This window comes from Arthrobacter sp. NPDC056886 (assembly GCF_042788715.1).
In the GTDB taxonomy this organism is placed as follows: domain Bacteria; phylum Actinomycetota; class Actinomycetes; order Actinomycetales; family Micrococcaceae; genus Arthrobacter.
Window position 1 is genome coordinate 292317 of record NZ_JBHUBT010000002.1, and the last position, 13299, is coordinate 305615.

A 13299-nucleotide genomic window follows, 5' to 3' on the forward strand; every position below is an offset into this window, starting at 1 on the left:
ACGTTACTTCCGCTGCTTCTGCACCCGCTTAACCCGCCCCGTTTATAAGGGCATGGCAGTTAGTGGAAGAATTGAGCCCATGGCTGAAGACACGCAGGGTACAGACACGCCCACCACCGCCCCCATCAACGTTCCGGACAAGCCCGCGCTGGAGGGGCTGGAAGAAGCGCTCACGCAGCGCTGGCTTGACGAAGGGACCTACAGGTTCAACCCGGACACCACCCGGGAGCAGGTCTACTCGATCGACACTCCCCCGCCCACGGCGTCGGGGTCCCTCCACGTCGGGCACATGTTCTCCTACACGCAGACCGACGTCCTGGCGCGCTACCAGCGCATGACCGGCAAGAACGTCTTCTACCCGATGGGCTGGGACGACAACGGCCTGCCCACCGAGCGCCGCGTGCAGAACTACTACGGCGTGCGCTGCGACCCCACCACCACATACGACGCCGGCTACCGCCCCCCGGCAGAGCCCGCCAAGAACCAGCGCGACTTCGACGTCATCTCCCGCCGGAACTTCATCGAGCTGTGCGAAGAGCTCGCGGTCGAGGACGAGAAGGTCTTCGAGCACCTCTTCCGGACCCTGGGCCTGTCCGTGGACTGGGACCTGACCTACCGGACCATCGATGACAAGTCCCGCGCCATCTCGCAGCGCGCCTTCCTGGCCAACCTGGCCGCCGGCGACGCCTACATGGCCGAGGCGCCCACCCTGTGGGATGTCACGTTCCGCACCGCGGTAGCCCAGGCCGAGCTTGAGGACCGCGAAGTCGCGGGCGCCTACTACCGCTACCCGTTCTTCACCGAGGACGGCGAGAAGATTTACATCGAGACCACCCGCCCCGAGCTGCTGGCCGCCTGCGCCGCGCTCGTGGCGAACCCCGACGACGAGCGCTACAAGCCGCTGTTCGGCAAGAAGGTCACCTCTCCCCTGTTCGGTGTCGAGGTAGAGGTCAGGGCCCACCCGCTGGCCAAGGCGGACAAGGGCTCCGGCGCCGCCATGGTCTGCACCTTCGGCGACCTCACCGACGTCACCTGGTGGCGCGAACTGCAGCTGCCCACCCGCGCGATCGTGGGCCGCGACGGCCGCATCCTGGGCGAGACCCCGGAGTGGATCACCACCGAGGAAGGCCGCGCCAACTTCGCGGCCATCGCCGGCAAGACCGTGTTCAGCGCCAAGGAAGGCGTGGTGGAGCTCCTGGCCGCCGCGGACCTGCTCGACGGCGAGCCCAAGAAGATCATGCACCCGGTGAACTTCTTCGAGAAGGGCGACAAGCCCCTCGAGGTGGTCACCTCGCGCCAGTGGTACATCCGCAACGGCGGCCGCGACGAGGACCGCCGCGAACGCCTGATCGGCCGCGGCAACGAGATCGAGTTCCACCCCGCCTTCATGCGCTCCCGCTATGAGAACTGGATCTCGGGGCTCAACGGCGACTGGCTCGTGTCCCGCCAGCGCTTCTTCGGCGTCCCGGTGCCGGTCTGGTACCCCCTCGATGCCGACGGCAATCCCGAATACGATGCGCCGATCGTCCCGTCCGACGCCCAGCTCCCCGTGGACCCCGCGGCGGATGCCGCCCCCGGCTACGAGGAAGCCCAGCGCGATGTGCCGGGCGGCTTCACCGGCGACGCCGACGTCCTCGACACCTGGGCCACGTCCTCGCTGACCCCGCAGATCGTGGGCGGCTGGAGCACGGATGAGGCGCTCTTCGCCAAGGTCTACCCGTTCGACGTCCGCCCGCAGGGGCATGACATCATCCGGACCTGGCTCTTCTCCTCCGCCGTCCGCGCGGACGCGCTGCAGAAGACCGCCCCGTGGAAGCACGCGGCCATCTCCGGCTGGATCCTGGACCCGGACCGGAAGAAGATGTCCAAGTCCAAGGGCAACGTCATTGTGCCCACGGATGTCCTCGAGGAGTACGGCTCGGACGCGGTGCGCTACTGGGCGGCCTCGGCCAAACTCGGCGCGGACACCGCCTACGAGATCGCGCAGATGAAGATCGGCCGCCGCCTGGCCATCAAACTGCTCAACGCCTCCAAGTTTGTCCTGAACCTGGGCGCCACCGAGGACTCGGTGGTTTCCGGCGACCTGTCCGTGCTGAGCAACCCGCTGGACCGGGCCGTCCTGGCCCAGCTCGCCGACGTCGTCCAGCAGGCCACCAAGGCGTTCGAGGGCTACGACTACGCCCGGGCCCTGCAGATCACCGAGAGCTTCTTCTGGAACTTCACGGACGACTATGTCGAGCTCATCAAGGACCGCGCCTATGGTGCGGCCGGCGAGGAGCAGCAGGCGTCCGTGCTGGCCGCCCTCGCGACCAGCCTGGACACCCTCCTGCGGCTGTTCGCGCCGTTCCTGCCGTTCGCCACGGAGGAGGTCTGGAGCTGGTGGCGCACCGGTTCCGTGCACCGCGCCCAGTGGCCGTCCGCCATCGCGGTCGACGGCGACACGACCCTCCTGGCCACGGTCGGCACCGCGCTCAGCGGCATCCGCAAGGCCAAGTCCGAGGCGAAGGTCAAGCAGCGCACCGAGGTGCTGTCCGCGACGATCACGGCCTCGGAATCCCTCACGACGCAGCTGAAGGCCGGCCTCGCCGACCTCAAGGCCGCCGCCAACGCGCGTGAACTGGCGCTTGTGGCCGGCGAGGGCGAACTGACCGTGAGCGACGTCGTCCTGGCTCCGGCCGAGCCGGCCGCCCAGGCGTAACGCCTGCGGCCACTCCGGGAACTGATTTCCGGCAACTGAGGGCGCCGTGCCAGGGAAACCTGGCACGGCGCCCTCGTGCGTTGGCCGGGTCAGTGCCGGGCCGCGCGGTCCTCGGCCTGGCTGATGGCCCAGGCCGCGTTGACGAGGCCAATGTGGCTGAACGCCTGCGGGAAGTTGCCCAGCAGCTCGCCGCTGTCCGGGGCGACCTCCTCGGCCATCAGGCCCAGGTCCGTGGCGAACGCGGCCGCCCGCTCGAAGACGGCCCGGGCGCGTTCGGTGCGTCCGGCCAGGGCAAGGGCGTGCGCCAGCCAGAAAGTGCACAGCAGGAACGTACCCTCCTCCCCCGCCATGCCGTCGTCGGCCAGGTAGCGGTACACGAGGCCGCGAGAATCCGTGAGCCGTTCCTCGATCGCCTCAATCGTCGCGATCATGCAGGGATCGTCCGGCGGCAGGAATCCCACGATGGCGAGCATCAGGGCCGACGCATCGAGGTCCTCGGAGCCGTAGGCCTGGGTGTAGGCGTTCGCCGTCCCGCTCCACCCCTCGGTGCGGATGGACGCCGCCATCGCGTCCCGCGCTTCGGTCCAATGCGGGACCTTTTCGGTTGACTGCAGCATCGCGGCCAGGGAGATGGCGCGGTCCACGGCCACCCAGCACATCAGCTTGGAATGCAGGTAGTGGCGCGGTTCGCCGCGGACTTCCCAGATGCCCTGATCGGCGGACCGCCAACGCGCGGCGGCCGTGTCCGCGGCGTCGGCGAGGAACTTCCGTGCCTCCGGTGCCAGCTCCGCGAGATACTCCGGCAAGGTCGCGGCGGCGTCGAGGAGCTCGCCGTAGACGTCCAGCTGGCGCTGGTTCCAGGCCCCGTTGCCCACCCGGACCGGGGCGCTGGCACGCCAGCCCGGCAGGTGGTCGAGCTCGCGTTCGGGCAGTTCCCTTTCCCCGCCGATGCCGAACATGATCTGCAGTTCCTCGCCGGCGGCCAGCTGGCTGGCTGCCGCGGTGGCCAGGAACTGAAAGAACTTCCCGGCCTCATCCGGGCACGCCGCCACCCAGAGAGCCTGCAAGGTCATGCTGGCGTCCCGGATCCAGCTGTAGCGGTAGTCCCAGTTGCGCGTGCCGCCGGCCACCTCCGGCAGCGACGTGGTGGGGGCGGCCACGATCGCGCCGCTTGGGAAGTAGCTCAACGCCTGCAGGATCCTTCCGCTGCCGGCCACGAGCTCCTGCCACGGGCCGCGATAGTTCTGGTGTATCGCGGACCAGCTGGTCCAGCCATGCACGGTGTCCTCCAGCCTGTGGGCGATCTCCGTCGGGCTCCAGAACACGGGGGCGCCGCTCCCTCCGGCCCCAGGGTCTCCGGCGCCAGAGTGGAGGGCAAAGCCCGCAACGTCCCCGGCGCGAAGGGTGAGCCGTGCGTGCACAGAGTCGGTACCAGCGCCGGCTCCGGTTTCCGTGCCGGTGTCGGTGCTCAGCCGGAACGATGCCGGCGTCGAAACCGACAGGACCACATCGCCGGCGCGAACCAGCAGGCCGCCGTCGGCGCCACGGAGCAGGGGCCAGCTGACAAGGGGCCTGGCGAGGCCGTAGTCGGGCCGGACACTGAGGATGAAGTCGACGTCGACGGTGCCCTGCGTGCAGGACACCTGGCGCAAGAGGGTGCCCGGGGAGTCTGCACCGAGCTCGTGGCCGCGCCGCCCCTCCCCAAGGGCGAGGGCATCCGTGACCGTCACACGCCCCTCGGCGGTGGTGTGGGTGGTTTCCAGCACCATCGTGGGTCCGAGGTAGCGCCGGGTCGAGGAGTGGGAGGCTGCGGGCCGGATCGACCAGAATCCCGCCTCCGGGCCGAGTAGCCGGCCGAACACCGACGGGCTGTCGAAGCGCGGGAAGCAGAGCCAGTCCACGGAGCCGGCCGTACTGACCAGCGCGCCGGAGCAGCAGTCGGACAGGAGGGCGTAGTCCGCAATGGGTTCACTGCCCTGGACACTATTCATTGGCACACTCTGACCAGTTTTTGGGCAAAGGGGAAGCCCCATCAGCGTTAGCCGTTGGTGGGGCTTCGACTTTTCGATTGTCACGTGACGTCTTAGACAATCTGGCAGGATCCTTAGACTTTCAGGTCTTCCTACCTCGTCACTGGTAGCCATCATCTGACTTTGCCGAAGGCTGCGTCGGATGAGTGTCACTGAATCTTTGGTTCCTGCGTCCCTCTTCTTTCGAAGTGGGTAAGTTCTATTGTTGTCCCCCGGTTTGGCATGCACAAGAGCCCCTGAAGAACTACATCGGAGTAGTTCTACCGGGGCCCTGGTGGGCCGGGCAAGGTGCCCGGCCCGGTGATTCGAGGCCTAGTTGAAGACCGGGCTTTCGGTCCGGCTGCGCTTGATCTCGAAGAAGTAGGGGAAGGATGCCAGGGTCACCGTGGCGTCCCAGATCTGTCCGGCTTCCTCGCCGCGCGGGATGCGGGTCAGGACCGGGCCGAAGAAGGCTGTGCCGTTGAAGGCGACGACGGGTGTGCCCACGTCCTGGCCGACCAGGGAGATGCCTGCCTCGTGGCTGGTGCGGAGCTGCGCATCAAATTCGTCGCTCTGGCCGGCGGCTGCAAGCTCGGCCGGCAGTCCCGCCTCTGCCAGGGACTTGGCGATGACCTCGTCGATATCCTTGTTGCCTTCGTTGTGGATCTTGGTGCCCATGGAGTCGTAGAGCGGCTTGATGTACTGCGCACCGTGCTGTTCGGCGGCGGCAGTGATGACGCGGACCGGAGCCCACGCCTTCTTCATGAACTCCCGGTACTGCTCGGGCAGCTCCTCGCGGCCCTCATTGAGCACGGCGAGGCTCATCACATGCCACTCGGTCTTGATGTCGCGGACTGCTTCCACTTCGCCGATCCAGCGGGAGGTGACCCAGGCGAACGGGCACATCGGGTCGAACCAGAAGTCGGCTTTGTTGGTCATGGTTTCAGGCACAGGTGTTCTCCTTAAGGAAGTCTGCGGGAAGCGCGCTGCGGTGGATCACAGACACGGCACGCTAAAGATGACAGCGACCGTTACGGCTGATTTATTCCGAACGAGCTTCGTTCGAGTGAAGCAGGCGGTCAGGCGGACTTGCGGCGCTTGACGTCGTGGGCGATCATCGTGGGCGCTGCCTTCTTGGTCACGACCTCTTCCGTGATCACGACGCTCGCGACGTCGTCGCGGCTGGGGAGGTCGAACATCACCGGCAGGAGAACTTCCTCCATGATCGCGCGGAGCCCTCGGGCGCCGGTGCCCCGCTCCAGGGCCTGGTCGGCAATGGTGTTCAGGGCCTCGTCCTCGAAGATGAGCTCGACGCCGTCGAGCTGGAACATCTTCTGGTACTGCTTGACGAGGGCGTTCTTCGGCGTCGACAGGATCTGGATGAGCGCGGCGCGGTCCAGGTTCGAGACGGTGGTGATGACGGGCAGCCGGCCGATGAATTCCGGAATCAGCCCGAATTTGAGGAGGTCTTCCGGCATGACCTCGCCATAGGAATCCGTGGTGTTCTTGACCTCGTTGAGCGGGGCGCCGAAGCCGATGCCCTTGCGTCCGGAACGCGAACCGATGATGTCCTCGAGCCCGGCGAAAGCGCCGGCCACGATAAACAGCACGTTGGTGGTGTCGATCTGGATGAATTCCTGGTGCGGGTGCTTGCGTCCGCCCTGCGGCGGGACCGAGGCCACAGTGCCTTCGAGAATCTTCAGGAGTGCCTGCTGCACACCCTCGCCGGAGACATCCCGGGTGATGGACGGGTTTTCGCTCTTGCGTGAGATCTTGTCGATCTCATCGATGTAGATGATGCCCTGCTCGGCCTTCTTGACGTCGTAGTCGGCGGCCTGGATGAGCTTGAGGAGGATGTTCTCAACGTCCTCGCCGACGTAGCCGGCCTCCGTCAGTGCCGTAGCGTCAGCCACGGCGAACGGAACGTTGAGTCGGCGGGCCAAGGTTTGGGCCAGATAGGTCTTGCCGCAGCCGGTGGGGCCGATCAGCAGGATGTTGGACTTGGCGATCTCGACGTCGTCGTGATGCACACCGTCGGCGAGGCTGCCGCTCTTGGGCGCGTGGCCGGCCTGGATCCGCTTGTAGTGGTTGTACACCGCGACGGCGAGCGACCGCTTGGCCGGTTCCTGGCCAATCACGTACTCCTGCAGGAAGTCAAAGATCTCGCGGGGCTTGGGCAGCTCGAAACTGCCCAGGTCAGCTACTTCCGCGAGTTCCTCTTCGATGATCTCGTTGCAGAGTTCGATGCACTCGTCGCAGATGTAGACGCCGGGCCCGGCAATGAGCTTGCGGACCTGCTTCTGGCTCTTTCCGCAGAAAGAACACTTCAGCAGATCAGTGCTCTCGCCAATCCGAGCCATGTGTGAACCCCTTTAGTAGCTTGCTGCTGCCTGTGACATGTTCCACTCTAGGTCACTTTGTGCCCGTTGGGTGGAAAGCGGACGCCGGTGCGGCCAAGTAAAAGTGCCGCACCGGCGCGTCGCGAATTGCTGATTAGCGCGCGATTGCCTGGGGCTTGATCTTGCGGGAATCGAGGACCTGGTCAATGAGGCCGTACTGCATGGCCTCCGCGGCTGTGAGGATCTTGTCCCGCTCGATGTCGTTGTTGACCTGTTCCGGGGTACGGCCGGAGTGCTTGGCCAGCGTGTCCTCGAGCCAGGACCGCATGCGCATGACCTCGGCGGCCTGGATCTCCAGGTCTGAGGCCTGCCCGCCCTGCCCGCCGGACAGTGAGGGCTGGTGGATCAGGACGCGGGCGTTCGGCAGCGCGAGGCGCTTGCCCGGCGTGCCGGCCGCGAGCAGCACGGCGGCGGCGCTGGCCGCCTGGCCGAGGCAGACGGTCTGGATCTCCGGCCGGATGTACGTCATGGTGTCGTAGATCGCGGTCATGGCGGTGAAGGAGCCGCCCGGGGAGTTGATGTAGAGCGTGATGTCACGGTCCGGGTCGGTGGACTCGAGCACCAGCAGCTGGGCCATGACGTCGTCCGCCGAGGCGTCGTCAACCTGGACGCCGAGGAAGATGATGCGGTCCTCGAACAGCTTGGTGTACGGGTCCTGGCGCTTGAAGCCGTAGGGGGTGCGCTCTTCGAACTGGGGCAGCACGTAACGGCTGCTCGGCAGATTACCGGCAGTCGAACCGAAGTTGTAGTTCATGTTCATTGCTCCTGAATTCATTGCTTTCTACCTGCCGGTCAGTTCTCGGTGGCCGTGGCAGCGCCGCCGCTGTTGCCGGAGCCGTTGGCGTTGGTTCCGCCGCCGCCGGCCACGGACCCGGCGTGAGCCGCGATCTTGTCGAAGAAGCCGTACTCGAGGGCTTCCGAGGCCGTGAACCATTTGTCGCGGTCGTTGTCCTTGAGGATGGTGTCCACACTCTGGCCGGTCTGGTCAGCGGTGAGTTCGGCCATGACCTTCTTCATGTGCAGGATCAGTTCGGCCTGGATCTTAATGTCCGACGCCGTGCCGCCGATGCCGCCGGAGGGCTGGTGCATGAGGATGCGGGCGTTGGGGGTGGCGTAGCGCTTGCCCTTGGTGCCGGAGGAGAGCAGGAACTGGCCCATGGACGCGGCGAGGCCGGTGGCAACCGTGACAACATCGTTCGGGATGAACTGCATGGTGTCGTAGATGGCCATGCCGGCGGTGACGGAGCCGCCGGGTGAGTTGATGTAAAGGTAGATGTCCCTCTCAGGATTCTCCGCCGAGAGCAGCAGCAGCTGGGAGCAGATCGCGTTGGCGTTATCGTCGCGGACCTCGGAGCCGAGCCAGATGATGCGCTCTTTCAGCAGGCGGTTGTAAATGTAGTTATCCTGGGCTGCCGGATCGACAGTAGCCATCCGGGGTGCCCCTGCTTGCTGTGACATATGTACTTACCTCTCGCTGGCGACGGTGACGCCACTGGACGACATCACTGAACTTTCCTACAGCGACACTAACCGTTTTCACGCCCGCTTTGTTCGCTGGCGCGGGGCTGTTCGCTGACGGCGCACGATTGCCGGCACCGCGCAAGCGGGGTCCCTGATGCGCGGCCTTCGCGGCTTTCATCCGACCGCGGCAACAGGGCCCACCCGGCAGTCGCGGGCTTAAAACGAACGGCCCCCGGATCGGTGATCCGGGGGCCGCATGCGCTAATGCTAGAACTTCACTGCTGCGGGGTCATCGCTGGGCGTGGCCTCGGTGGCTGTGTCTTCTGCGGTGGCTTCCTCAACGGCCTCGGCTGCCGGGGTTGCCTCGTCGCCGGGGCGGACAAAGTCGCTCAGGTCAACCTTGTTGCCCTCGGAGTCGGTAACCTCGGCCTGGCCCAGGACGACGGCCAGTGCCTTGCGGCGACGGACCTCGGAAACCATCATGGGAACCTGGCCGCTCTGATCGATGATCTGGGCGAACTGGTTCGGGTCCATGCCGTACTGGCTGGCGGTGGTGACGATGTAGTCGATCAGCTCGTTCTGGCTGACGTTGACTTCTTCCTTCTCGGCAATTGCGTCAAGGATGACCTCGTTCTGGAAGGCGCGCTCGGTGTTGGCTTTGACCTCGGCGCGGTGCTCCTCGGTGTCGTGCTCGCCTTCACCGTGGGCGTTTTCGGCGTTGAAGTGCTGCTCAAGCTGCTCTTCGACGATCGATGCCGGGACGGGAACCTCGACGAGCTCAACGAGCTTGTCCAGGACCTTGTCGCGGGCCTCGACGCCCTGCTCAACAACCTTGGACTCGGCGGCCTGCTTGGCGAGGTCCTCACGGAGTTCGGCCAGGGTGTCGAATTCGCTGGCGAGCTGGGCGAAGTCGTCGTCGGCGGTGGGGAGCTCGCGCTCCTTGACGGCCTTGACGGTGACCTTGACCTGAGCGGCTTCGCCGGCGTGCTCGCCACCGACCAGGGTGGTGTCGAAGATGGCGTCTTCGTCGGCGCTGAGGCCGGTGACGGCCTCGTCGAGGCCTTCGAGCATGGTGCCGGCGCCGACCTGGTAGGACAGGCCGGAAGCGGAGTCAACGTCGGCGCCGTCGATCGAGGCTGCGATGTCGATCGTCAGGAAGTCGCCATCGGCGGCCGGACGGTCGACGGACTTCAGTGTGCCGAAGCGGCCGCGGAGCTCGTCCAGGGCCTTGTCGACGTCGGCGTCCGAAGACTCGGCGGCGGCCACCTCAACCTTGATGCCGGCGTAGTCGGGCAGTTCGATCTCGGGGCGGATGTCAACCTCGGCGTGGAACTTGAGTTCGCCGTCTGTGGCGGACGGGTCCGGCACCTCGGTGATCTCGACCTCGGGACGGCTCAGGGGGCGGATGCCGGTTTCCTGCACCGCGGCCTGGTACCAGCCGTTGAGGCCTTCGTTGATGGCCGTCTCCAGGACGTAGCCGCGGCCAACGCGCTGGTCAATGAGCTTGGAGGGGACCTTGCCCTTGCGGAAACCGGGGACCTGGATCTGCGAAGCAACAGTCTTGTATGCCTCTGCGATGCTGGGCTTCAATTCCTCAAAGGGGACCTCAACATTGAGCTTGACCCGCGTGGGGGTGAGGTTCTCGACAGCGCTCTTCACAGTCTAAGTACTCCTGGTGTGGGGGGTATGGGGTTCTGCATTGCCACGTGCTGGCAGTGCTTGCAGAGTCGGGGTGACAGGATTTGAACCTGCGACTTCCTGCTCCCAAAGCAGGCGCTCTAGCCAAGCTGAGCTACACCCCGTAAGTGCACAGAACAGTCTACGGTCATACTGTGCCGATTTGCACATTTGACACCGGGGCCCTGAATTGGGTTTAGTTGTATCCGGCTTGAACAGCCGACCGGAAAGTTTTGCTGGAGTTCCAGCAAGTTCCCGGGGACGTAGCTTAATGGTAAAGCCTCAGTCTTCCAAACTGATTACGCGGGTTCGATTCCCGTCGTCCCCTCGGAAATATGACGAAAAAAGCCCCTCTGCGGAGGGGCTTTTTTCGTGTCTGCTTCATTTCTTGGTTGATTGCAGCTTTCATGCCTGCCGGCAAAGACGCCCGATCAGGCCTGTTGGCACCGGGGGCACCAGTACAGTTTCCGCGCAGCCAACTCCGTGAGCGCCACGGGCGTGCCGCAGTCACGGCAGTCCAGCCCGTGCCGCCGGTAGACGAAGTGCGCGTGGTCCGGATCCGGCAGCACCAGGCCGGACGCGCCAGAGCCGGTCCCGTTCCAGTACCGCGGCGGCGTCGTAATAATCCGGCCGTCCCGCACGCCGTCGGACATCATCGCCGCCGTGTCGTCCCAGAGCCGGCGGGCCGCGCCCGGTGACAGTTCGGCGCCGGGCAGCCAGGGGTTGAGGCGCTGTCGGAACAGGAGTTCGGCCCGGTAGACGTTCCCGACGCCGGCAATCACCTTTTGGTCCATGAGCAGGCCCGCCAGCGGGGTGCGTTTGGCCGCCACTGTAGCGGCGAATGCGTCCCGGTCACCGCGCCCGTTGCGCAGCGGGTCCGGGCCGAGCCGCGCCAGCACGGCCGCCGCCTCCGCCTCCGTGATCGCCTCGCATGTGGTCGCGCCGCGCAGATCCGCCCAGCCATGCCCGCTCACCAGCCGGACGCGGACGGCACCCACCGGTTCCGGCGGCCCTGCGTACGCAGCCACGACGTCGGCCGTTTCAGCCGCGCCGCCGTCGTCGTAGACCTCCCGCTCCCCCACCTTCCGGGGCGCGCCGATGCTGGAGGCGCCGCGGAAGCTGGCGTCGCCGCCGAAATCCCAGGCGCCGTAGAGGCCCAGGTGGACATGCAGGAGAAGCCCGTGCTCGAACTCGAGGAAGAGGTGCTTCCCGTGCGCGGTCGCGGAGGCCATGACGTGGCCGTCCAGCAGGGCGGCGCCCGGGGCGAACCGTCCCTGCGGGCTGGAGACCGTCAGCCTCTCCCCCGCGAAAACGTCACCGAACTGGCGCGCCAGCCGGTGGACGGAATGCCCTTCCGGCACTAGTCGACGACCTCGCCGGTGCGCTCGTACGTGGCGATCTTGCCGATCCGGCGGACGTGGCGCTCGTCGTTGCTGAACGGCTCCGTCAGGAAGGCCTCGATGATGTCTGTGGCCTCATCAACGCTGTGCTGGCGGCCGCCGACGGCGACGACGTTGGCGTCGTTGTGTTCCCGGGCGAGCTGCGCCGTGGACAGGTTCCAGGCCAGCGCGGCGCGGACGCCCTTGACCTTGTTGGCGGCGATCTGCTCGCCGTTGCCCGATCCGCCGAGGACGATGCCCAGGGCGTGCGTTCCGGCTTCCTGGTCCGCGACCACCGCGAGGGCGGCGTTGATGCAGAACGACGGGTAGTCATCCAGGGCGTCGTAGACCTTGGGTCCGTGGTCCACCACCTCGTACCCCTTGGCGCTGAGGTGGCTGACAAGGTGGGCGCTGAGCTCCATGCCGGCGTGGTCGGTGGCAATGTGCACGCGGGGGAAGTCAGAAATGGTCACGGCTGTTCCGTTCAGTTGCGGCGCCAGACGGCGCCCGGGGGCGGTTGGGGGTCTGGTCCAAGCGTACTAGGCCGGGTCTTCCGGGACGGTGCTCCAGCTGGCCGGAGGCCTCACCGGACCGTCGTGTTACACAGATTTTTACCCGGGCGGGCTACACGGCTTTTACCCGGGCCGGCTACACGGCGGGGGTCCCGCCGTTCCGCCGGGCCCGGTCCGCCACTCGGGACAGCGTTTGGGCAATGTTGTCCGCCGCCGTGGCGCTTCCGCCGCTCACGGCCAGCCGGCGCCCGTCCGAGCGGTCGATGACCACCGCGGGTCCGCTGCTGACCAGCATCGCCGTGGTGTTGCCGTGGCTCCGGTATCCCCACCCTCCATAGTCGGCCGCGGTGACGTCCCTGGGTGTGGCGGCGTCGATGGCCGCGGCCGGGACATCCATGACGCGGACGAATCCTGCTGCGAAGACGTGCAGGCCGCTGCGGTCGACCCGGATCCGGGCCACGAGGAACGCCGCCGCCACCAGGGCCGCGGCCACCAGCAGGACAGACAGCCACGGCACGGCAATGGTGAGGAGGGCGGCAGGCAGCAGCGTCGCGATGCCGAGCATGACGAAGATGGAGCTGCGGGCATGGACCCAGAGGCTGACCCGGTCCCTGGCCAGTTCCGGATCCTGTTCGCGTTCGAGGGCCTGGCGCATGCCGAGGTCGTCATCGACAGACCAGCGTTCGTCTGCCTTGAAGACCATGCCCATGACGAAGCCCAGGGCGAGGGCTGCACCGCTTCCCAGGGCAAGGACCGAGGCGTCCACGTGGGAGCCCCGCGCGTCGGGCAATCCCAGCTGGCCCACGAGGGCGGCGGCGAGGACGGTGGTGACGAAGAGGCTCATGGCAAACCCGGCGCCCATCATGATCCGGCGCATCATCACAGGCCGGGACAGCGGCACGGCCTGCAGCAGCACGGCCCAGCCGATCACCACGATCAGCGCGGCGCTGGCGCCCACGAAGGCGACGAACGGCGCGAAGTCCGCGGCGCCGGCGTCGGTCCAGCGGACGGCCAGCGGCTCGGGCAGATCCGGGCGCAGCAGAAGCGCGCACACCACGAATCCGGCCGCCAGCATCATGGGGAACCCGATGGCAAAACGCATGGCCCTGACATCGACCGAGTCCCGAAGCTTTCCCATACTCCAACGCTACCCCGGCCGCGCCT

At 66.5% G+C, this 13299-nt stretch carries 10 protein-coding genes and 2 tRNA genes; 2 read left to right on the top strand and 10 right to left on the bottom strand.

Annotated features, from left to right (window positions below; translation table 11 throughout):
• Positions 1–79 precede the first annotated feature (79 nt).
• Positions 80–2698, top strand: a complete 2619-nt coding sequence (valS, locus tag ACFRJ8_RS04495; RefSeq protein ID WP_377984961.1) for a valine--tRNA ligase — start codon at positions 80–82, stop codon at positions 2696–2698.
• 89 nt (positions 2699–2787) lie between these two features.
• Here valS and ACFRJ8_RS04500 read toward each other — a convergent pair whose 3' ends face one another.
• From ACFRJ8_RS04500 to ACFRJ8_RS04530, 7 genes are all read right to left on the bottom strand, one after another.
• Positions 2788–4689, bottom strand: coding sequence for a glycoside hydrolase family 15 protein (locus ACFRJ8_RS04500; protein ID WP_377984963.1), 1902 nt, complete (start codon positions 4687–4689; stop codon positions 2788–2790).
• 351 nt (positions 4690–5040) lie between these two features.
• Positions 5041–5646, bottom strand: coding sequence for a DsbA family protein (locus ACFRJ8_RS04505; RefSeq protein WP_377985185.1), 606 nt, complete (start codon positions 5644–5646; stop codon positions 5041–5043).
• A gap of 140 nt (positions 5647–5786) precedes the next feature.
• The gene (gene clpX / locus ACFRJ8_RS04510; protein WP_229993382.1) at positions 5787–7067 is read right to left on the bottom strand and encodes an ATP-dependent Clp protease ATP-binding subunit ClpX; all 1281 of its coding nucleotides are present in this window, start codon (positions 7065–7067) and stop codon (positions 5787–5789) included.
• A 133-nt stretch (positions 7068–7200) separates the two neighbouring features.
• A complete protein-coding gene (locus ACFRJ8_RS04515) occupies positions 7201–7860 on the bottom strand; it encodes an ATP-dependent Clp protease proteolytic subunit (protein ID WP_026266422.1) in 660 nt (219 codons plus the stop codon).
• A gap of 38 nt (positions 7861–7898) precedes the next feature.
• Entirely contained in the window at positions 7899–8537 is a 639-nt protein-coding gene (locus tag ACFRJ8_RS04520) for an ATP-dependent Clp protease proteolytic subunit (RefSeq protein WP_377984964.1), read from the bottom strand.
• A gap of 297 nt (positions 8538–8834) precedes the next feature.
• Positions 8835–10226: a trigger factor gene (gene tig, locus ACFRJ8_RS04525; RefSeq protein WP_377984966.1), complete on the bottom strand. Its 1392-nt coding sequence runs from the start codon at positions 10224–10226 to the stop codon at positions 8835–8837.
• A gap of 68 nt (positions 10227–10294) precedes the next feature.
• Positions 10295–10369 (bottom strand) — tRNA-Pro (locus ACFRJ8_RS04530).
• A gap of 132 nt (positions 10370–10501) precedes the next feature.
• On the opposite strand from ACFRJ8_RS04530, the gene ACFRJ8_RS04535 reads away from it, so the two are divergent.
• Positions 10502–10572: transfer RNA gene (locus tag ACFRJ8_RS04535), tRNA-Gly, on the top strand.
• A 103-nt stretch (positions 10573–10675) separates the two neighbouring features.
• On the opposite strand, the gene ACFRJ8_RS04540 is transcribed toward ACFRJ8_RS04535, so the two are convergent.
• From ACFRJ8_RS04540 to ACFRJ8_RS04550, 3 genes are all read right to left on the bottom strand, one after another.
• Positions 10676–11605, bottom strand: a complete 930-nt coding sequence (locus tag ACFRJ8_RS04540; protein WP_377984968.1) for an Fpg/Nei family DNA glycosylase — start codon at positions 11603–11605, stop codon at positions 10676–10678.
• A complete protein-coding gene (locus ACFRJ8_RS04545) occupies positions 11605–12096 on the bottom strand; it encodes a ribose-5-phosphate isomerase (RefSeq protein ID WP_377984969.1) in 492 nt (163 codons plus the stop codon). Before ACFRJ8_RS04545 ends, ACFRJ8_RS04540 begins: the two co-directional genes overlap by 1 nt.
• Before the next feature lie 175 nt (positions 12097–12271).
• Positions 12272–13273: a hypothetical protein gene (locus tag ACFRJ8_RS04550; RefSeq protein ID WP_377984971.1), complete on the bottom strand. Its 1002-nt coding sequence runs from the start codon at positions 13271–13273 to the stop codon at positions 12272–12274.
• Positions 13274–13299: the final 26 nt, after the last annotated feature.